Annotated in this window: 21 protein-coding genes; 10 read left to right on the top strand and 11 right to left on the bottom strand. The window is 35.2% G+C overall.

Annotated elements, in window-relative coordinates:
• Positions 1-52 precede the first annotated feature (52 nt).
• Both MKX83_RS13500 and MKX83_RS13495 read left to right on the top strand, forming a co-directional pair.
• Positions 53-340, top strand: a complete 288-nt coding sequence (locus MKX83_RS13500) for a DUF3219 family protein (RefSeq protein ID WP_095373069.1) — start codon at positions 53-55, stop codon at positions 338-340.
• Positions 341-459: 119 nt separating this feature from the next.
• Positions 460-1,434, top strand: coding sequence for a bile acid:sodium symporter family protein (locus MKX83_RS13495; RefSeq protein ID WP_307313538.1), 975 nt, complete (start codon positions 460-462; stop codon positions 1,432-1,434).
• Positions 1,435-1,592: 158 nt separating this feature from the next.
• On the opposite strand, the gene MKX83_RS13490 is transcribed toward MKX83_RS13495, so the two are convergent.
• On the bottom strand, positions 1,593-2,771 hold the full coding sequence (locus tag MKX83_RS13490; protein ID WP_307313540.1) for an MFS transporter: 1,179 nt from the start codon (positions 2,769-2,771) through the stop codon (positions 1,593-1,595).
• Between the two features lie 253 nt (positions 2,772-3,024).
• Between MKX83_RS13490 and MKX83_RS13485 the strand changes: the two genes are divergently transcribed.
• Positions 3,025-3,225 (top strand): IDEAL domain-containing protein, encoded by a 201-nt coding sequence (locus MKX83_RS13485; RefSeq protein ID WP_224938368.1) that lies wholly within the window; start codon positions 3,025-3,027, stop codon positions 3,223-3,225.
• 49 nt (positions 3,226-3,274) lie between these two features.
• On the top strand, positions 3,275-4,333 hold the full coding sequence (locus tag MKX83_RS13480; protein WP_340978542.1) for a DmpA family aminopeptidase: 1,059 nt from the start codon (positions 3,275-3,277) through the stop codon (positions 4,331-4,333).
• Between the two features lie 301 nt (positions 4,334-4,634).
• On the opposite strand, the gene MKX83_RS13475 is transcribed toward MKX83_RS13480, so the two are convergent.
• Entirely contained in the window at positions 4,635-5,657 is a 1,023-nt protein-coding gene (locus tag MKX83_RS13475; protein WP_307313543.1) for a DUF1646 family protein, read from the bottom strand.
• A gap of 117 nt (positions 5,658-5,774) precedes the next feature.
• Positions 5,775-6,302 (bottom strand): GbsR/MarR family transcriptional regulator, encoded by a 528-nt coding sequence (locus tag MKX83_RS13470; RefSeq protein WP_233435238.1) that lies wholly within the window; start codon positions 6,300-6,302, stop codon positions 5,775-5,777.
• Between the two features lie 306 nt (positions 6,303-6,608).
• Here MKX83_RS13470 and MKX83_RS13465 point away from each other — a divergent pair, with 306 nt between their 5' ends.
• From MKX83_RS13465 to MKX83_RS13450, 4 genes are read left to right on the top strand one after another with little or no spacing between them, the layout of a single operon-like run.
• Entirely contained in the window at positions 6,609-7,748 is a 1,140-nt protein-coding gene (locus tag MKX83_RS13465; RefSeq protein WP_341055808.1) for a betaine/proline/choline family ABC transporter ATP-binding protein, read from the top strand.
• Between the two features lie 15 nt (positions 7,749-7,763).
• Positions 7,764-8,417 (top strand): ABC transporter permease, encoded by a 654-nt coding sequence (locus MKX83_RS13460; RefSeq protein WP_341055807.1) that lies wholly within the window; start codon positions 7,764-7,766, stop codon positions 8,415-8,417.
• Between the two features lie 37 nt (positions 8,418-8,454).
• Entirely contained in the window at positions 8,455-9,354 is a 900-nt protein-coding gene (locus MKX83_RS13455; protein ID WP_224938502.1) for an osmoprotectant ABC transporter substrate-binding protein, read from the top strand.
• Between the two features lie 12 nt (positions 9,355-9,366).
• Positions 9,367-10,050 carry an ABC transporter permease gene (locus MKX83_RS13450; protein WP_341055806.1) on the top strand — a complete coding sequence of 228 codons (684 nt, stop codon included), beginning with the start codon at positions 9,367-9,369 and terminating at the stop codon, positions 10,048-10,050.
• Positions 10,051-10,100: 50 nt separating this feature from the next.
• Here the strand turns inward: MKX83_RS13450 and MKX83_RS13445 are convergent, their stop codons facing one another.
• Both MKX83_RS13445 and MKX83_RS13440 read right to left on the bottom strand, forming a co-directional pair.
• Positions 10,101-10,250: a hypothetical protein gene (locus MKX83_RS13445; protein WP_251161736.1), complete on the bottom strand. Its 150-nt coding sequence runs from the start codon at positions 10,248-10,250 to the stop codon at positions 10,101-10,103.
• A gap of 140 nt (positions 10,251-10,390) precedes the next feature.
• Entirely contained in the window at positions 10,391-11,065 is a 675-nt protein-coding gene (locus MKX83_RS13440) for a lysoplasmalogenase (protein WP_341055801.1), read from the bottom strand.
• 24 nt (positions 11,066-11,089) lie between these two features.
• Between MKX83_RS13440 and MKX83_RS13435 the strand changes: the two genes are divergently transcribed.
• On the top strand, positions 11,090-12,520 hold the full coding sequence (locus MKX83_RS13435; protein WP_224938501.1) for an aldehyde dehydrogenase: 1,431 nt from the start codon (positions 11,090-11,092) through the stop codon (positions 12,518-12,520).
• Positions 12,521-12,616: 96 nt separating this feature from the next.
• Here the strand turns inward: MKX83_RS13435 and trhA are convergent, their stop codons facing one another.
• Complete coding sequence (gene trhA / locus MKX83_RS13430) at positions 12,617-13,264, bottom strand: PAQR family membrane homeostasis protein TrhA (protein ID WP_445293185.1); 648 nt, start codon at positions 13,262-13,264, stop codon at positions 12,617-12,619.
• Positions 13,265-13,396: 132 nt separating this feature from the next.
• On the opposite strand from trhA, the gene MKX83_RS13425 reads away from it, so the two are divergent.
• Positions 13,397-13,966, top strand: coding sequence for a DUF1836 domain-containing protein (locus MKX83_RS13425; protein ID WP_341055799.1), 570 nt, complete (start codon positions 13,397-13,399; stop codon positions 13,964-13,966).
• A 159-nt stretch (positions 13,967-14,125) separates the two neighbouring features.
• Here the strand turns inward: MKX83_RS13425 and MKX83_RS13420 are convergent, their stop codons facing one another.
• The 5 genes from MKX83_RS13420 to MKX83_RS13400 all read right to left on the bottom strand — a co-directional run bounded on the left by MKX83_RS13420 (position 14,126) and on the right by MKX83_RS13400 (position 19,611).
• Positions 14,126-15,133 carry an LLM class flavin-dependent oxidoreductase gene (locus tag MKX83_RS13420; protein ID WP_095373080.1) on the bottom strand — a complete coding sequence of 336 codons (1,008 nt, stop codon included), beginning with the start codon at positions 15,131-15,133 and terminating at the stop codon, positions 14,126-14,128.
• A 217-nt stretch (positions 15,134-15,350) separates the two neighbouring features.
• Positions 15,351-16,481, bottom strand: coding sequence for a CAP domain-containing protein (locus MKX83_RS13415; protein ID WP_341055794.1), 1,131 nt, complete (start codon positions 16,479-16,481; stop codon positions 15,351-15,353).
• A 616-nt stretch (positions 16,482-17,097) separates the two neighbouring features.
• Positions 17,098-17,262: a hypothetical protein gene (locus MKX83_RS13410; RefSeq protein WP_224938356.1), complete on the bottom strand. Its 165-nt coding sequence runs from the start codon at positions 17,260-17,262 to the stop codon at positions 17,098-17,100.
• Positions 17,263-17,308: 46 nt separating this feature from the next.
• The gene (locus MKX83_RS13405) at positions 17,309-18,256 is read right to left on the bottom strand and encodes a MerR family transcriptional regulator (protein ID WP_224938355.1); all 948 of its coding nucleotides are present in this window, start codon (positions 18,254-18,256) and stop codon (positions 17,309-17,311) included.
• A 290-nt stretch (positions 18,257-18,546) separates the two neighbouring features.
• Positions 18,547-19,611, bottom strand: coding sequence for an AbrB family transcriptional regulator (locus MKX83_RS13400; RefSeq protein ID WP_095373081.1), 1,065 nt, complete (start codon positions 19,609-19,611; stop codon positions 18,547-18,549).
• Positions 19,612-19,689: the final 78 nt, after the last annotated feature.

The following is a 19,689-nucleotide window of genomic DNA, read 5'->3' as shown; positions in this document are numbered from 1 at the left end:
CATCCACTCATTATTTGCTAGAATAAAATTTGTAAGGAAGGAGCAGATGATAATGGTTCAAGAGATACAATTAAACAATTATACATTACCTATTAATCAATATAAGGAAACCTCAGTAAATGGTTTAAAACAAATTGCCATTGACTTTAAAGTAACGAGTGAGAACTATCATGATATTGCTGTGCTTTTATATGAAGAAAATTTTGATGTGCAAGTTCCGGCGAATAATTTTAGAATGAAGGCCGCAATAACTCAATATTATACATCAGTAACAAATCTGTATCGTGAAGGTGAAATTGGCGACTATCATGTAACCTTACGGGAAGTTTTAGGTGAATAATCAAGAATAACGTAATATTGTGCTCATAAAGGCATAATATTACGTTTTTATTTTATCGAAAAATTCATTGCTAAAAAGTGTTAAAATATATATGTATAAAAAAGAGAAAGGAGTGAGGGATGATATTAACGAAAATAAACAGTCAGCTAGATAAAATGATGCCCTTGATTACTCCTACTAGTGTCATATTGGGTATATGCTTTGCTATCTATTTAAAAAATCTAGATAGTCTTATCCCATGGATCTTTGCATTTATGACATTCGCAGGTAGTTTGAAAGCAAATTTTACATCGATGAAAGAAGCCATCACTCATCCTTTGCCACTATTTATTGTCTTATTTGTTCTACATATTTTTATGCCATTATGGGCCTTTACTGTTGGTCATATTACTTTTCCAAATGATACTTATACAATTACTGGTCTAATTTTAATGATGGCAATACCTACAGGAATCTCAAGCCTGATATGGGTTTCCATTTACAAAGGCAGTATTCCATTGACTTTAACGATTATTCTCGTTGATACGTTATTATCACCAATACTTGTGCCACTTACACTAAAGCTCTTAGTAGGAGCAAAAGTGGAAATGGATGTCATAAGCATGGTGAGTGGGTTAATCATGATGATTGTCATTCCATCTATTTTGGCAATGATTGTTAATTCGATCGCAAAAGAGAAGGTTTCAAACATACTTAGTGCAAGACTTGCTCCATTTTCTAAAATAGGTATGGCGACTGTTGTAATGATTAATAGTGCCGTTGTTTCATCCTACTTGACTGCCTTCGATTTACGTTTACTAGCATTAGTTGTCACCGTCTTCTTTATAGCCTTTACAGGATACTTAGTAGCTTTTTTAATTGCTAGAAAAATAGTAGGGAAAAATAGAGAAGCGGTGATTGCGATTACTTTTAATGGTGGTATGCGAAACATTAGTGCAGGCTCTGTATTAGCAGTTGCCTATTTCCCACCGCCAGTGGCCGTGCCTGTTGTTATTGGCATGCTATTTCAACAAATATTAGCAGCTTTATTTGGGATGATTATAAATAAGGTTGAAGAAAAGGATCGACTGAATGTGAGGAAAGAGGCCGTGTGAAGATAAAAGAGACAGTCCTATGAAGGTGGTCTAATCTCGAAGCTTGGAGATAATAGTTTTTGGTATAAGTCATAATTAAAAACCCGAAAAACATTTTAATCACAATGAAAAAATGTCTTTTCGGGCTTTCTATTAGGCTTATTTTTTTTACAAGATTGTTAGCGGTTCTTTCTCATTTGTAATAACATACCAATATAGATGAATAGAGAAACAACAACTGAAATGGCAGCAACGATATAGATAGAGCTATATCCTAAGTAAAAAGCGATTTGCCCAAACATAATTGATCCAATACCGATTCCTAAATCAAAAAAAGAAAAGAACGTGGCATTAGCCATTCCTCTACGATTGACCGGTGCTTCTTTAACAGACCAAGCTTGCAAAGCTGGTTGGATCGTACCGAAACCTAAACCATATAATATGGCTGCAGTAAATAGAATCGCATTACTCGGTAACCATGCGAGTAGAAGCATGGCAGCAATAATAAGGAGCACACCTGGAATAAATACAGCTTGATGCCCTCTTTTATCATAAATTCTACCTGCAAAAGTACGGCTGATGAGCAGAGCTAAAGCATAGAGAAAGAAATACCATTCAATTCCATCAATACCTTTTTGTAATGAATAGATAGGTAGAAATGTAGCAATCCCTCCAAATGTAACGGTTACAAAGAAGATTAATATGGAAGGGGGCAGAGCGGATTTCTCGTAAACATCAAACTTTTTCTTTTCTACTACGCTAGCAGTATAATCTACTTGTTTATATTTTATGAATGATGAAAGGATGAAAGCAGCGAGTCCTAATAAAGAACAGATTAGAAATAAGGAAGTAAAGCTAATATTACCAATGAGTGCTAATCCTAAAGTAGGACCAAAGGCAAGAGCGAGATTACCTGATAGTCCAAAGTAACCCATCCCTTCGCCACGTCTTTTCTGTGGAATAAGATCTGTTGCGATTGTCCCTGAAGCTGTTGTAGAGAATCCCCATCCTAAACCCTGAACTAATCTGAGTATAAGGAGAAAGGCAATACTCGTAATAAAGCCAATGACTCCAACGGAAAGAACAAATACAGCTAGTCCAATAAGAAAGACAAACCGCCTGCCTTTTGATTCTAACGCATGTCCCGCAAAAGGACGCATAATAAGGGATGAAAAGGTAAATATCCCGATGACTAACCCGATTAATTGGTCATTGCCACCAAGTTCTTCGACAAACAAAGGCAATGTTGGTAATGTCATTTGAAAACCTAAAAATACAAAGAAGTTTGCAAAACAAATTAATGTAAAATCCTTAGTCCAAATTCTTTCTTTTTGTAATGAATTTGTTGATTGATCCAAAACCCCACCTCATTTATAAATATATATACCAATAGATATATTTTGATTCCCTAAATATCCATTATAGTAAAGAAAATTATATTTGCAAGGAAGTGAATAAACATATTTTAAAAAGGTTTAAATCAAGATAGTACGGGGTAATATTTATATTAACAACAATTAATAATAGAGTATAAGATAAATTTCATTTAAGGTTTGAATTATCAGAAATTTTTTGTTATAATAGAAAAAAGGTCAAGGGGTTGATTTCAAAATGGAAAAGTACACGCTTAACTCAACAGTCCAAACCGATGAAAACCAATACTCAGTCGTAGCGGAACAAGTGTTAAATAAGGCTATACTTGACTTCAGAATGAAAAAGCTCCGCCAAGAAATTGATAACGCTCTTGAAGAAAGAAACGAAGAGAGATTTATTGAATTAACTGATGAATTAAATAAGTTAACGAATGAATAAAAAAAAGCAACCTTCTTCAAGGAAGGTTGCTTTTTTGGTATTGAAAGAAATGGAGAGAAAAGCATTGAAAATACGAGAAAGAGGAATAATCATTGGTAGTATACCAACAGGGGAAAATAATTGCTTGATTGATGTTCCCGGGGTGAGAGTCGGTCATAAAACCATTGATGAAAAGACGGAAACAGGATATGCCTGTACAGGTGTCACAGCCATTTTACCACATGGTGGTAATTTGTTTAAAGAAAAAGTAGTGGCCACATCGTATGTTATTAATGGTTTTGGTAAAACCACTGGGCTGGTACAAGTAAATGAATTAGGACAGATAGAATCACCCATTATGTTAACCAATACATTTTCAGTCCCGGCAGTTACACAAGGTACCCTGCAATATATGTTACAAGAAAATAAAGACATTGGAGATACAACAGGGACGATTAATATTGTCACTGGAGAGTGTAATGATGGTCTACTGAATTCAATAAGAGAAATGGTTGTTACACCTAAAGATACTATAGAAGCCATCTTGAACGCTTCAACAAATCCAGTGGAAGAAGGTGCAGTTGGTGCAGGTAAGGGAATGGTATGTTTTGGCTATAAAGGAGGGATAGGTACTTCTTCTAGAAAATTGTCAGTAAATGACGGGAGATTCTTTCATGTAGGATGTCTTGTCTTAAGTAATTTTGGAGGAAAACCTGAATTCCCTTTTAATCGTTATTTTAAAAACAACCTACATTATCCTTTAGAGTTAGATAAAGCAGCTGACGGATCAATTATAATTGTATTAGCAACAGATGCTCCGTTAAGTGATAGACAATTACACCGAGTTGCTAAAAGATGTGGAATTGGACTGGGTAGGACGGGTAGCCATTATAGTCATGGTAGTGGAGATATCGTTATTGCTTTTTCTACTGCAAATACAATAAAGCACAAACAATCATCTTATTTGCATACGATGAAAACTTTAAGAGAAGATCATTCAATTATGAATGAGCTGTTTGCAGCAGCAGCAGAAGTAACAGAAGAAGCAATTATGAACTCATTATCCCAAGCTGAAACGACCATTGGAAGAAATGAAACGGTTGTACACTCCTTATTTGATTTAGCTTAAATAAGGAGTGAATATTAAAAGTGGATTTGACATTATTCATACTTATACAAATGAAAAAGGAATACATAAAATAATCCTCGAAATAAATTTAGTTGAATAATACAGCAATCAAAAAATGATCAGACCATTATTTATTAAACTACAAATGTTGAAGCGGAGACATTTATGATTCAATTTGTCTCCGCTATTACTCTATTATGTGAAGTTTTGTTCATATAAATAATCAGTGTTTAATAAGATAGAACCTACAACTGGTCAATCGTATATGTTAAAGAAAGCTATATTATCTAAAGGCGATTAATTATTGAATAAACAATAGCACCATAAAAAAAGCAAGCATGAATACTAGTCCTATAGGTAAACCGATTTTCGCCCATTCTTTACTCGTAATATTTAATTTACCGGCTGCAATAATATTCGGGATATTGCCGGGGACAAGCATCCCACCGCTTATTAAAAGGCCGAGTAATATCGCTTGAATGGTTTGATTACTCATAGAAGGGCTAATTTCCGCAGCAGCTAATGTCGCATTATCAAGTACTGCAGATAATGTATTAATCCAGTACAGAGCAGAAGGCGATAGGTTGATCAAATATTGACTAATTAGTGGTTCAAATCCTGCACCTAAAAATGTTAACCCCATTACGAAGAAATAAATTTTTAAAGAACGGATACTTATTTCACCGTAGCCTTCTTCCTCGTTGTGCACCATTTTGCTGAATTTATCTGTTTGGTTGGGTGGTTTAACAAAAATAGCGGCTAGGAAACCGAAGAATAACAAGGCAATTAGAATCTCTTTACCAACTAAATTGATAAGAAAGAAGAAATCCTCATTTAATTTACTAATAGCGATTGTTGAAAGTGGTTCACCAATCGGTGTTAAAGATGCACCTAGACCAATAGAAAAACAGGAAAGAACAACAAAAATGATTAGTGATTGCCTATGTAGTGGAAGTGAAGAAGCAATAAGGACAAGAATGAGTGCGGCAATAATTGCAGTAATAACACTTGAAATCAGTCCTAAAAAGATCACTGTGAAAAAAATAAAAAACCAAAAGGGTACGCGTTCACTAACATAGACGATTGAATTTTGCAGTCCGCGTCGAAACCACTTGAATAACACACCTGCTATAAAAACCGCTATTGCGATGTTAATTGGTGCAATTGCTGCCTTAAAAAATAATGCTTCCGTATAGACTTGACTAATAAAAACAGCTAAAACGCCCATAATGAAAAGAAATATTTCTAAATTTTCTTCGACTACTTTCGAACTAAAGGGCAGAAACAACACAAGTAAAAAAATGATGATCAGTCCAGTTAACATATAACAATCCCCATTTAATTGTTTTTCCTAACCTTAGAAACGGTTGGATATGTTATATATATGAGAAGATAGGACAAACTTTACAAGAAATATTTAAGAAAGGGTATAGCAAATTCTTTAGTATGGCTTCGGTACATGTTTAAATACTTCCCCACTTTCAAAAAACTCCACAAGATTAGCTAGCCATTTGTAGTATTCCATCCATTCCTTTGCTTCGGCTAATAATTCATTTATCTTTAATTCATCTTCGGCGGTCAGTTCCTTTTTTGATGTGATAAGGTGTAGTTCTTCTTTTATTTTCTTTTCAAATTGTTTGTTCTTTTGTATCGCTTTTTGCCAATTGGAAGTGAATAGTGATACGAACGTTTGGTAATAGTCTTGTTCAACGTTGTATAAGTCTTTACGGATGCCCTTCTCAAATACTTTTTCCGCTATATTTAACTCCACCATTTCTCTTACTACTTGACTCATTCGTGTTTTGCTCATGCCCGTTGCTTCCGATAATTCGCTAAGTGTCATCGGTTTTCTGTGCATATAAATAATTCCTAACACTCTACCAACAGTTGAGGAAACACCATACGTATTCATATTATCAGCTATTTTATCAATAAAAATAGATTCAATTTGCTCAAAACTTTCGCTCAATCCAATCACCCTTTCAATATAAGGATCATTTAGTTAATGTCAATGTATCATATTTGTAAAAATTTACATAATCACACCTTTGGGAGTAATTCGTATGATTACGTAGCTATTATAAGATATAACGAGTAAAAACATTATACAATATTTATTTTAACTATTTTTTATAAAATATGTACAATTTGTAAACTTTTTATTTCATGAAGTTTATAATATACTACGTTATGTAAGTAAAAAGTCTGACAAGAGGATTCATATTACGGAGAACTGGGTATTGTTTGTGGTAGAGAAAAAATGGGGGTGTTATAAATGCTGAAATTTGAGCATGTATCAAAAAAGTATAAAGGCGGTAAAACAGCCGTTTCTAATCTAAATTTAGAATTTAAGAAGGGTGAATTTATTGTATTTATCGGCCCAAGTGGTTGTGGGAAGACAACAACAATGAAAATGATCAACCGCTTAATCGAACCAACAGAAGGCAAAATCTTCATTAATGATGAAGACATTATGGAAAAAGATCCGGTTAAGCTGAGAAGAGAAATCGGTTATGTCATCCAACAAATTGGTCTATTTCCACATATGACTATTCAAGAAAACATCTCACTTGTGCTTAAACTTTTAAAATGGCCAGAAGAAAAAAGAAAAAGTCGGGCAGAAGAGCTTCTTTCTCTCGTTGATATGACTCCTGATTATTTAGAGAGATATCCACATGAATTAAGTGGAGGGCAACAGCAACGTATAGGTGTCTTGAGAGCGTTAGCTGCTGATCAACCGTTAATCTTAATGGATGAACCATTTGGTGCACTCGATCCAATTACGAGAGATGCCCTCCAAGATGAGTTTAAAAACTTGCAGAAGAAGTTAGACAAAACAATTGTTTTTGTTACGCATGATATGGACGAAGCGCTTAAACTAGCAGACAGGATTGTCATTTTACGTGATGGACAGCTTGTACAATGTGGGACTCCTGACGAAATTTTACGTGAACCTGCCGATGAATTTGTTGAAGAATTTATTGGAAAAGAAAGATTAGTGCAAGCAAAACCAAACATTACAACAGTGGAGCAAATAATGAATGCGCATCCTGTAACGATTACAAGTGATGAGCAATTATCTAATGCGATAACTGTTATGAAAACAAATCGTGTAGACTCACTATTGGTTATTGATCAAGAAGGAGTTTTAGAAGGATATATTGATGTGGAAGCCATTGATCAAAACAGGAAAAAAGCAAAAGATGTAGCCGATATTTTAATCCCTGATACATTTTCTGTGTATAAAGATGCGCTTGTACGTGATACGATCAGGCAAATATTAAAGAAAGGGCTTAAATATGTGCCGGTTGTAGATGAGCAAAGACATCTTGTCGGTATTGTGACAAGAACAAGTTTAGTCGATATCGTTTATGACTCTATTTGGGGAGACGAAGAGCTAGAACGTGCACAGTAGAAGGGGGAGATATAAATGAGTGCCATCATAGACTTTTTAAATAATAACGGTTCGGATTTATTGATCAAAACTTGGGAGCATTTATATATATCAGTCATTGCTGCAGCTCTTGGTGTCATTGTAGCTGTTCCTTTAGGTATACTTCTTACAAGATTCGATAAAGCGGCATCACCCGTAATGGGAGTGCTTGGTACGATTCAAACAATTCCGAGTTTCGCAATTTTAGCGTTTTTTATTCCTGTTCTTGGAATAGGTAAAATCCCCGCCATTATTGCTTTATTTTTCTATTCAGTCCTGCCTATCTTAAGAAACACATATACAGGTGTGAAAGATGTTAATAAAAGCTTATTAGAAGCTGGTCGTGGGATGGGCATGACTGGATGGGAAAGAATTCGATATGTTGAACTACCACTGTCCATCCCTGTTATTATGGCGGGTATTCGTGTATCGACAGTATATTTAATTGGGTGGGCTACATTAGCTGCGTTTATTGGTGCAGGCGGTTTAGGTGATTTTATTTTTAGCGGGTTAAATTTATATCAAACTGAGTTTATCATTGCAGGTGCGATTCCTGTCACCATACTCGCATTAATAGTCGATTTAATACTTGGAAAATTAGAATTTAAGGTTACGCCTAAATCAATGCGTGACAAAGAAAAAACAGCATAAGGTGGTGATTAGTTTGATAAAAAGCAAAAAAAATTTCATGACGATGATGTTAACGATGACTCTTTTATTATCAGGCTGTTCACTTCCTGGTTTAAGCGGATCTAGTGAAGATTCTATTTCAGTAGGGACTGTGGTCACCTCTGAATCACAAATTGTCGGTCAAATCATTAAACAGTTAATTGAAGAAGAAACCGATCTCAGTGTAAACATGGTCAATAATCTTGGGTCTTCTATTGTGCTTCACCAGGCAATGGTGAGTAATGATGTAGATATATCAGCTACTCGCTATACAGGCACGGATATTGCAGGACCATTAGGAATGGAGCCAGTACTTGACCCTGATAAGGCAATGGAAGTTGTCCAAGAAGAGTTTGACGAGAGATTTAATCAAAAATGGTATGATTCATTTGGGTTTGAGAACTCGTATGCTTTTACCGTAACTGATGAATTAGCAAAAGCAGAGGATTTAGAAACGGTATCTGATTTAGAGGCATTAGCAAATGAAATAAATTTCGGTGTAGATACTTCATGGTTGAATCGTGAAGGAGATGGATATGATGGTTTTGTTGAAACATATGGCTTTGATTTTTCGAATGTGTATCCTATGCAAATTGGACTTGTTTACCAAGCAGCGGCATCGGGCGAAATGGATGTCGTTTTAGCTTACACGACGGATGGACGTATAAAAGCCTTTAATTTAAAAGTATTAGAAGATGATAAGAACTTCTTCCCTCCATATGATTCATCTACTGTTGCGAGTAAAGAAATTTTAGAGAAATACCCTGAACTTGATCCATTATTAGAGAGATTAGTTGGAGAAATCAGTACAGAAAAAATGCAAGAATTAAATTATGCAGCAGATGGGGAATTAAGAGAACCCGCAATCATTGCTGAAGAGTTTTTAGAAGAAAATAATTATTTCCGTGATAAGGAATAGGGGGTGGCATAAATGGATGTGTTTTCTGACTTAATTACTTATTTTACAAATAACGGTTCTTATGTATGGGAACAGTTCTTTAGACATTTTCTAATGTCAGCCTACGGGGTTTTATTCGCAGCGATCGTGGGTATTCCGGTTGGCATCTTAATAGCAAGATATTCACGTTTAAGCAGTGTAGTTCTCTCGTTAGCCAATGTTATTCAAACGATTCCTGCACTCGCTATGCTCGCAGTATTAATGCTTGTGATGGGCCTTGGAACAAATACAGTCGTTTTTGCACTTTTCCTTTACTCCTTATTGCCAATTATTAAGAATACTTACACAGGAATTAGGAATGTAGATCATACTTTAATAGAGTCAGGTAAAGCAATGGGTATGACAAAATGGCAAATATTAAGAATGGTAGAAATACCACTTTCTCTTTCTGTCATTATGGCAGGGCTTCGCACAGCTCTAGTCATTACGATTGGTATTGCAACAATAGGTACTTTTATTGGTGCTGGGGGACTTGGTGATATTATTATGCGTGGAACAAATGCGCAAGACGGAACGGCAATCATTTTAGCTGGAGCTATTCCAACAGCATTTATGGCAGTAATTGCAGATGTGATAATGGGCTGGTTGGAAAGAAGCTTAATGCCAGTGAAGAAGAAGAAACAGGATAGTAATGAGCAAGAAGAGGTTACGGCATAAAAAATGATGGTGATTCATCATTAAAATGAATCACCATCATTTTTTTGTTCTTAATTTCCGTAACCATTTAACCCCGTCCCGAACGTATCAAATTCTGGTTTTCTTTCAATTCTTTCAGCAGCCGTCTCAACTGTCTCTATTTCATTTTCATGATTTTCGCCATTATCTTGTGAATGAAAAGAATGTTGTTTCTTGTTCATACTGGTATCCTCCTTTTACAATGTAAGATAGAGTATAGCTAGTTAAGCCTAAAAGGGAGAGTGAAATAAATTTGCTTATTGTTATTTTATGCTAATGCCCAATTTAGGTTATTTCTTTATTTTAACATAAATTTGAAAAATTATCCTTTTGTTGCTATGGGTGAATTTGGTTTCTGTATCTTCACTTGTTTTACTGTATGAAACAAGCTAAAAGCAATTAAAAATTGTGCTAAATAATAGGTAATCATAATAATACTTCCGGAAAAAGGAATGGAAGAAATAAATTTATTCCATGCTAATACACTATCAGAAATGACAAAGAGTAAACTTCCAATGATGGCATATAATTGCCCTGACATAATAGCAGACCAAAACATCAATGATATGACCGCGATATAGAGGATGACTGGTATAATCAATTCATTTTCATTGCGGTTGTGAAGTGCTTTCACAAATTCCGAACTCATAAAGATGCCATAGGCAAGAATAGGAATAAAAGAAAGAAACCTAGCTAAAGAGTATTCCCAAATCTTAAAAAAGCCAATCGTATAGAATATATGACCGATTAAAAATGCGGTTAATCCAACCACAAACCAAATGAGTAGACCGTCACCGAACATACAAAAAATAAGACCTGAAAAAATAAAATAGTAGTGAATAGGTTTAGTTTCTTGCCGATTGCGATAGGTGTATAGAATAATAAGAATCATCGGTACTAATTTGAAAAAGATTTTTAGGATTGTCGGTTCCTCAGGTATAAAAAATATATAAAGAACAGCAAATAGAAGAATCAAATATGGCAGTTTTTTTCGCATAGGATTCACCTCATTTTTTAGTATATATTCAAGAGAGTAAAACCATTTTCCTGCAGGAGGTATATAAAATTGAAAGTAGAAAGAGGGAAGAGCATGGAAAAGAATATTTTAGCACAGCAAAAAGCATTCTTTCATACGGGTAAAACAAAAGCACTTACATACCGATTGGACGCATTATATACATTAAGAAGTTTAATTAAGAAGAACGAAAACAGCATAGCGGAGGCTTTGCAAAAAGACTTACGGAAATCATTTTTTGACTCCTTTTTAACAGAGATTGCTGTTTTACTAGAGGAAATAAAATTTACAATTAAACATGTGAAAAAGTGGTCGAGACCTGCAAAAGTAAAATCATCTTTAACTACATTCGGTTCAAAAAGCATGATTTATCCTGAGCCATATGGTAATACATTAATTATTGCACCATGGAACTATCCTTTTCAATTAGCGATTGCGCCATTAATTGGTGCAATCGCTGCAGGCAATACAGCAGTCATCAAACCTTCCGAATTAACACCTCACACTTCTCGTTTAATTGCTCATCTTATTGAGGAGCATTTTCCAGCTGAATATATTACAGTTGTGGAAGGTGGCGTGGAAGTTAGTGAAAATTTGTTAGAAGAATCTTGGGATCATATTTTCTTTACTGGGAGTGTAGCAGTTGGTCGACACATTATGAAAGCAGCCGCTAATCATTTAACACCTGTTACGTTAGAACTGGGAGGAAAAAGTCCAGCAATTATTCATCATGATGCCCAAATAAACCATGCAGCCAAAAGGTTAGTATGGGGGAAATTCTTAAATGCTGGACAAACATGTGTAGCACCCGATTTTGTTTATGTCCATCAAGAGATTCATGACAAGTTTCTTAAGGAAGTTACAGCTCAGATAGAAAGTCTCTATGGAGAGAATGCAATCGAAAATACGGCTTATACAAAGATTGTCAATGAGAAGCATTTTAAGAGGCTTGCTACATTTTTAACTAATGGTCAATCTTTTTATGGGGGGAGAGTGGATGAATCAAATCATCTGATCGAACCGACCATCTTAACTGAAATTAATTGGCAAGATCCAATTATGCAAGATGAAATTTTCGGACCGATTCTTCCAGTATTGAGTTATAAGGAATTAGATGATGTCATTAGCAAAATAAATGAACAACCGAAACCGCTAGCACTTTACCTTTTCTCAGATGATAAAAAAGTTCAGCAAAAAATCTTGCAATCAATTTCCTTTGGTGGTGGTTGTATCAATGATACAGTCATGCATTTAAGTTCCCCACATTTACCATTTGGTGGTGTAGGCAATAGTGGAATTGGATCTTATCACGGACGGGCAAGTTTTGATACATTTACGCATTATAAAAGCGTCTTAAAGCAAACAACAAAAGTGGATTTTCCATTTCGGTATCCGAGTGAAAAATCATTAAAGCTATTGAAAAAGCTAATTAAATAATGAATAGAGAAGGGCTAAATGAGCAGAATAGACATCTATCTCACTTAGCCCTTCATTTTATACACAAACATAATATTCCTATGGCCATTCAATTAATTAAAGAACGTAGCCATATACGCTAATAAAGTGACAAAGCGTTCCTAATAAGATAAAGATATGAAAGATTTCATGAAACCCCATATGTTTAAATTCCATGAATTTAGGTTTGACCGCATAAATAACGCCACCGATTGTGTAAAATACGCCCCCTTGAATTAACCATACGAGTCCTGCTGTACTCAATGCTTTACTTAATGGGAGGAAGGCGATGATGATAACCCAACCAAGAAGAATATATAAAAAAGTGGATAACCATCTAGGACAACTAAACCAGACCATTTTAAATAATACACCTAGAATGGATGTCGTTATAACGAAAGCGAATAAACTTATTCCTAATACGCCATCAAGTGCGATTAAACAGAAAGGTGCATAAGAACCAGCAATTAACACGAAAATCATGGAATGGTCAACTTTTCTCAAGAAAGCAATAACTGTTTGTTTTGCTCTTACCCCATGATAAGTGGAGGAAGCGAGATAAAGTAACATCATACTAATACCGAAAAAAGTAACAGAGAATATGGCAATGTTTGTTCCGTTATGTAATGATGCTTTGATGATTAACGCCAGTAAACCTATAAATGACAATATTGCGCCAACGAAATGAGTTAAGCTATTGATGGGTTCTCTTATAAACGACATGATAACACCCCTAATAATATTATAAGTAGTTTTTAATACTACATATAATATTACTACTAACTATAATATATAGTCAACATTTACATTTCTATTGATAGGATGTATGATAGGAAGAAAAATAATGAGGGATAAATGATGGAAAAACAAGAAAGAATCAGACAAGGAAAGCCGATTCGCATGGAAGACATTCCGTCTATCGCTTTATATATGGATCAAGTCATACAACTGTTTGAACAAAACTACCATTCTTATAAACGAAATGAAGATGAGAAAATCTTAACAAAAACAATGATTAATAATTATGCCAAAGGAAAACTATTACCACCCATTAAAAATAAGCGTTACAGTAAAGAACATATATTAACGATGAGCCTTATTTATCAACTGAAAGGTATATTATCGATTCAGGACATTAAAACAACGTTAGAGAGTCTGAACGAGGAAGTGCAAAAAGAAGGAGTGAATATAGAAGACGTTTATGATATGTATGTTGACATGATAAATGAGAATGAAGAACAATTTAATGAAAATGTTGACTGGATGGAGAAATCGATTGCTCAAAATTATAATGAAAAAATCCCCCAACCGAACAATGAAATGAAAGAGGTATTAATGATTAACTCATTGGTTCATATGAGCAATCTTTATCGCCGCTTAGCTGAAGCAAAAATTGATTCACTTTCTAGGGAAGAAGATCGGAAGTGAATCAAAATGATGGATGAGGAAGGGTGCTCCGTACCACAACTAAAACCATGTAACCCAGACTTCTAAGTACGATCGCATATGAAAGAGAACAATGGGTTCGAAAGCAAACATGCAAACTAGATTTCAAGTAGTTTTGTTTGCTTTCGATGTTCAAAGTTCTTAAGCGTTTATTTCCTTCATTACATTTGCCACATGCTGATAAGATGCTTTTCTTTTATCATGGTCATAGATTTGAGCATTGACGATGATCTCATTTGCGCCAGTTTCGCCAAGGAATATTTCAAGCTTTTCTTTCACTTTCTCAGGACCACCAATAATGGAAGAACCTAATTGTTGTTGTAATAATTGTTTCTCTATAGGTGTCCAAACTTCGTCCATATTCTCAACAGGAGGCAACATCTTTCCACGTTTATTACGCATCATGCCTAAGAAAGATTGATAAAGAGAGCTTGCTAGGTATTGTCCTTCTTCGTTTGATTCCCCTGCAATGATATTCACACCAACCATTACATAAGGTTCTTTTAATACATCAGATGGTTTAAAGCTCCGGTGGTATAGATCAATTGCTGGTAATGTATTGTCCGGTGAAAAATGGCTAGCAAAAGAGAAAGGCAAACCTAGCTGACCCGCAAGTTGCGCACTATACCCACTTGAACCGAGTAACCATATTGGAATATTCAAGCCTTCTCCTGGAACCGCTCTAACTGGTAATGGTTGTTCCGAGCGTGAAGGATCAAAGTAAGTTCTCAATTCTTCCACTTGTTGAGGGAAATCTTCGGCATCTGTTCGTCGAGTCCTTCTTAATGCCGCCGCAGTAAGTTGGTCAGTACCTGGCGCACGACCTAAGCCTAAATCAATTCTTCCTGGGTAAAGTGATTCGAGTGTACCGAATTGTTCAGCAATCACTAAAGAAGAGTGATTCGGTAACATAATGCCCCCAGATCCTACTCTAATTGTATTGGTAGCGCGGGCAATATCACTTATGACAATAGATGTGGCTGAACTAGCAATGCCCGGCATATTATGGTGTTCGGCCAGCCAATATCTCGTATAACCTAATTTTTCTGCATGTTTGGCTAAATCGCGCGAGTTCGCTAATGACTCACTAGGTGATCCACCTTCAAGGACTGGTGCTAAATCTAAAACAGAATATTTTATCGTTGACATCGTTTTCAGCTACTTTCTTTTTAGTATCTGTACATATTGTAGCAACTTCTATTACATGAATGAAATTATCTGCTTTTAAAATGAATGATTCGGTTATAAAATGTTACCTGATATGATCATTAAAGCAAAGCTCATTTAAACGTTTGTCTTAAGTGTGAATAGTTATATTAAATGGTTTGCAGTATGAAAAAGAGCATGTCAGAGCAGTTCTGCATGCTTATCTTTTCGTATAAAAATTTTCTGTGAAATAAGGCTGGTTATCATCATTAAATGCCACCCCAACACCAAGAAGCTGGTAATCTTCTTTAAGGATGTTTTTCCTATGTCCAGCAGAATTCATTAAGCCTTCATGGGCAAAAATACTACTAAATTGGCCATAGGCTAAGTTTTCGCCAGCTGTTCGAAACAGAATATCATCCGCATTCATCCGGTCAAACGGTGATTCACCTTTTAAGTTATCATGACCGAAATAATTATTAACAGCCATATCAGCACTATGATCTCTAGCTGTTTGTCTCACGGGATCATCCCAAGTTAATGTAGGTAAACGATAATTAACTCTCTCAGCATTTGTTAAATCAAATAACTGGAATTCAAAACCTTCCTTTAAAGCTGCACTTTTTTCACCATAGAAACCAACTTTATTAAGTTCAAGCTCTTTACCAATTAATTGAATGGCAGTTACTTGGTTATTTTCATGAATATCATAGAAAACGGTTAAATAACTATCATCGACCTCATAAAGTGCATAATTACTATCGGTTGCATATTGATAATTGGTTATACCTTTACGAATCGCGCTAATCGGTTCCCCAAATATTTCTGTTACTTCCTCTTTTGTCATATTCATTTGAAAGCCGTTTTTAGAAGTAATTAAATCTTGATTCGTATAGATGCCATTAATTAATTCATTTTCATCATAGGAAATCATGATGAAGTGATGATAATTATCATGATAAGCATGCCATTTACTACCGTATTCATTTGCTGTAATTCTTTGTGGGGATCCTAATGAATTCTCAACTTCCGCTTTCTTCTCACCGATTTCAAAATTATAGACTGAGATTGTTTGGCTATCAGGTTCAGATAATGCGGGCTTCTCGATTGATTCATCTTCTGCCGGAGGAGAGTCATTAGGTGAAGGCTGGATCCATTGTTCAAAATTGATAATCATTTGATTAAAAGCAGTAACAGCATCTTCTGTAAAGCCTTGAACATCTTTTTCTTCAATAGATGATTGAATTTCTTTCAAGTGTTCGTTGGTTTTATCCCCTAGAGCTTCACGAATTGACGGCCAACTTATATAAATAAGTAAACATATTAAGAAAAATATACTAATCTTTTTCAAAATAGAATTCCTTTCTAACCTTGATACTACTCTTTATTGCCTAAATTATAGTCTCGTTAAACATAGGTAACAACTCATTCGACTTATCCATAATTATCCACCAAGGATGTATTTCCTGTTATTTACAGAATAACATAATCTGTTTATGAAAATATAGTTTTGTTTTAAAGGATAAATGTTTTGGCTTCTAATAGTATGAGAAGTCATTGAATGGAGAGATAATACCCTGAATAAATGGGGAATGGGACCGCTTTTAAGAAGATTAACTAAAAAAGGGCTGGAACATAACTAAATGACCTAACCTCAAAAACGAACAATAACAAATTAGGATCTATAAAAAATCAGATGAAAACAAGTCCGTTCCATTGCACAAACAGACCCTCGCTTTCCGCGGTGAGGGGCTTGAGCGTCCTCGGCATTGCCTGCCGGGTCTCAGCTTTCCTTCTATTTTCCGCAGGAGTCGAGTGTCCTCTCCATTCCACTACTCTTTTCATATAGGATATAAAACACACAAAAAAACCGAATGATTAGAAGTTGTATACTCCTGTTCATTCGGATAAATCTTTAGCTAGAATATATATGTCCCAGCTTCTTTTAGAGGGTATTATCAGGCGTGTTAGTCTTTAAGCATTTGCATTTTGTGTTCAAATTTTTCAAGTTTTCTTTTTAACATCTCCATTTTCGATTCCAGTTCATCTAGACGAAAATCTACACGATGATGATCATTGTCCATTGTAACTAATAATTCATCCACATGATGCGCTTTTTGCTGATTTTTCATTTGATAAAAACCCCTTTATATTGAGGGGATACTCGCCCCTACGAATTTATTTTTTCCACTTTTGCCACCATTTCTTTTCTTGCTTACTCGCTGCGGCATCTCGGAAAGATAGCATCATATCTTGAAATGCGTCTTCTCGCTCACGTAATCGATGTAAATATTCTTCATGTTCTTTTCTCATTGTTTCGACATAAATATCACGATCTGCATTCATGCTCTCTTTTAATTCATTTATTTCATTGCTAAATTCTGTACCTGTTAATTCTTGCGAGCTAGAAATATAATGAATCATTGTTTTGAACTCTTCAGAGGATGCTTCTGAGGATTCGGTAATTTTGTTCGTGATATAGTGCATCTGGTCTGTCGTTCGCTTCGACTGTTTCGCAACTCTTTTTGACAAGGTTTCGAGCGCTCCGGAGCTTTGTTTTGAAGCATGCTTCCATTCGTCAGTCATTTCTTGAATTTCTGCTTTCGTCTTCTCGTTGGATTTATAGATGGAGTCTGAAATGGTTTTAACAGTATGAAGAGAATTTTTGGAAAGCTCCATTTTCATTTCTTCTACAACTTCTTTTTTAAAGTTCGTTTTTAATTCTTGCTTGATCTCTTGTAATAAATGGTCCTGGAATTGTGTCATGACCATAGATAGTTGTTCGATATTGAGAGGATGATGATCTTGCTCAGTTGTTGCTTCATGTAGTATAGGATTCAATGATGTTTCTAAGGGGTTCTCTTGTTGGTCTGCTATTGACTCTGAATCAAGATGTTGCTTAAGTAATCTGCGAATCATTTTTTGACTTAAATTTTGATTACGCATCTTTTTCACGGTGTCTAGTAAGCTAATTTCTTCATCTGTATAATATCTTGCCCCATTTTTAGATCGGGGAATAACTAATATATCCTTTAAATCTTTTTCCCACTGTCTTAGTGTTCCCGGCGGAATATTTAATTGTTTAGATACTTCATTAATGGTATATGCTTGCATAATTTGATTCATGAATAACTCCCTTTCATCATAGTGTAATTTTTCATCTTTCGGAAGGGGATTCCGAACTACATAATAAATTCCGTATAATTAGCTATTCCGCATTGTAGCCCGTCTTTTCCTGCCTGCTGACAAAAGATATCAAAACAAGACGTTATTCCACAAATGTAGGCACTTTATAAGGAAATTGACTATTTTGACAATGAATTTTGTAGATAAAAAACAGATTTAGGAAGGAATGGGTAAATGGTCCTGAGATGAGGGTAGATCATTTGGGATAGGCAAAAAGGGTCACCAACTGGTTACCCTTTTTCTTTCCTATATCGAAAAAATAGATATTTTAAACAAGGTGGTACAATAAAGAAGATGAAAAATACCCGAAAGAGTTGATAGCCGGTTACAACAGCTAACTGTGCATCGACTTCATGGGCAATAATAGCCATTTGATCCATTCCGCCAGGTGATAAACTTAAGAAGCTTGTAGCAAGGGAAAACCCATAAAAATGACTAAGAAGAAAGCTGAGAACCATCGAAATGACAATTAATAAAGCGCTGCTCAATGCACCTAAGCTTAATAATTTCCATTTGTTTTCAAGTTTTTCTGGATGCATCATGAGACCAATGTTAATACCAATAAAAACTTGTGCAATCTCAAGTAAGCTGTTAGGTAATTCAGGACCATTGATATTAAGCAGTGTCATGAGGCTTGTTGCAATAATAGGACCGAGAAGAAATGGGGTTGGTGCGTTCCATTTCTTAAAAATAATAGCTAAAATAAATGATAGAATCATAAATGGAATAATGTCAGGTAGTAACTGCTGCCAACTAGCCGTATGTTCATAGGTTGGTAAAATATTACCGCCATTATGGAAGAACGGACCAAATATGAGAAAAGGAACAAAAAAGATTATAAGTATTAATCTTACTACTTGTAAGAAAGTAACAACAGTCACATTCATTTCTTTTGTTTCTTCAGCTAATACGAGCATTTGTGACAAACCGCCAGGAATACTACCAAGCAATATCGATGGATAATGGATACCGGTTAATTTTGCTATGAAGAATGAAGTGATTAAACTGAACCCAATAATAAGTACTGTTAAAAATAACATGGAGGGTAGTTGGTGCAAGATGAACACCATCGCTTCTTTTGTTAATGAAAGGCCCATACTGTATCCAATTATAAAGATCCCAATGTTTCTAAAAGATTTTGGCCAGTATAACGTCTTCTTTGATATTATAGAATAAAGCATAATACTTGTTATGGATCCTAATAGCCAGCTTACAGGGATATGAAGTAGGGTGAAGATGCCCCCACCTGCTACGGCAATAATAACTGCTAGCAATAGTGAATAGCTTTTGTTCATGTGCAGACCTTCTTTTTCTTATGAGAAATTTCGATTCTGGAAAGATATGTTTATCATACCATAGACAATGGCATATTT

Source organism: Cytobacillus sp. FSL M8-0252 (assembly GCF_038007345.1).
Classification (GTDB): Bacteria; Bacillota; Bacilli; order Bacillales; family Cytobacillaceae; genus Cytobacillus; species Cytobacillus kochii.
This window is presented reverse-complemented; position numbering and strand designations above follow the sequence as displayed.

Excerpts from the sequence above, each read along its gene's own strand:
- MKX83_RS13500 (WP_095373069.1), top strand. The coding sequence starts at position 53 with ATGGTTCAAGAGATACAATTAAACAATTATACATTACCTATTAATCAA.
- MKX83_RS13495 (WP_307313538.1), top strand. The coding sequence starts at position 460 with ATGATATTAACGAAAATAAACAGTCAGCTAGATAAAATGATGCCCTTG.
- MKX83_RS13485 (WP_224938368.1), top strand. The coding sequence starts at position 3,025 with ATGGAAAAGTACACGCTTAACTCAACAGTCCAAACCGATGAAAACCAA.
- MKX83_RS13480 (WP_340978542.1), top strand. The coding sequence starts at position 3,275 with ATGGAGAGAAAAGCATTGAAAATACGAGAAAGAGGAATAATCATTGGT.
- MKX83_RS13475 (WP_307313543.1), bottom strand. The coding sequence starts at position 5,657 with ATGTTAACTGGACTGATCATCATTTTTTTACTTGTGTTGTTTCTGCCC.
- MKX83_RS13465 (WP_341055808.1), top strand. The coding sequence starts at position 6,609 with ATGCTGAAATTTGAGCATGTATCAAAAAAGTATAAAGGCGGTAAAACA.
- MKX83_RS13460 (WP_341055807.1), top strand. The coding sequence starts at position 7,764 with ATGAGTGCCATCATAGACTTTTTAAATAATAACGGTTCGGATTTATTG.
- MKX83_RS13455 (WP_224938502.1), top strand. The coding sequence starts at position 8,455 with ATGACGATGATGTTAACGATGACTCTTTTATTATCAGGCTGTTCACTT.
- MKX83_RS13450 (WP_341055806.1), top strand. The coding sequence starts at position 9,367 with ATGGATGTGTTTTCTGACTTAATTACTTATTTTACAAATAACGGTTCT.
- MKX83_RS13445 (WP_251161736.1), bottom strand. The coding sequence starts at position 10,250 with ATGAACAAGAAACAACATTCTTTTCATTCACAAGATAATGGCGAAAAT.
- MKX83_RS13440 (WP_341055801.1), bottom strand. The coding sequence starts at position 11,065 with ATGCGAAAAAAACTGCCATATTTGATTCTTCTATTTGCTGTTCTTTAT.
- MKX83_RS13425 (WP_341055799.1), top strand. The coding sequence starts at position 13,397 with ATGGAAAAACAAGAAAGAATCAGACAAGGAAAGCCGATTCGCATGGAA.
- MKX83_RS13420 (WP_095373080.1), bottom strand. The coding sequence starts at position 15,133 with ATGTCAACGATAAAATATTCTGTTTTAGATTTAGCACCAGTCCTTGAA.
- MKX83_RS13410 (WP_224938356.1), bottom strand. The coding sequence starts at position 17,262 with ATGAAAAATCAGCAAAAAGCGCATCATGTGGATGAATTATTAGTTACA.
- MKX83_RS13405 (WP_224938355.1), bottom strand. The coding sequence starts at position 18,256 with ATGAATCAAATTATGCAAGCATATACCATTAATGAAGTATCTAAACAA.
- MKX83_RS13400 (WP_095373081.1), bottom strand. The coding sequence starts at position 19,611 with ATGAACAAAAGCTATTCACTATTGCTAGCAGTTATTATTGCCGTAGCA.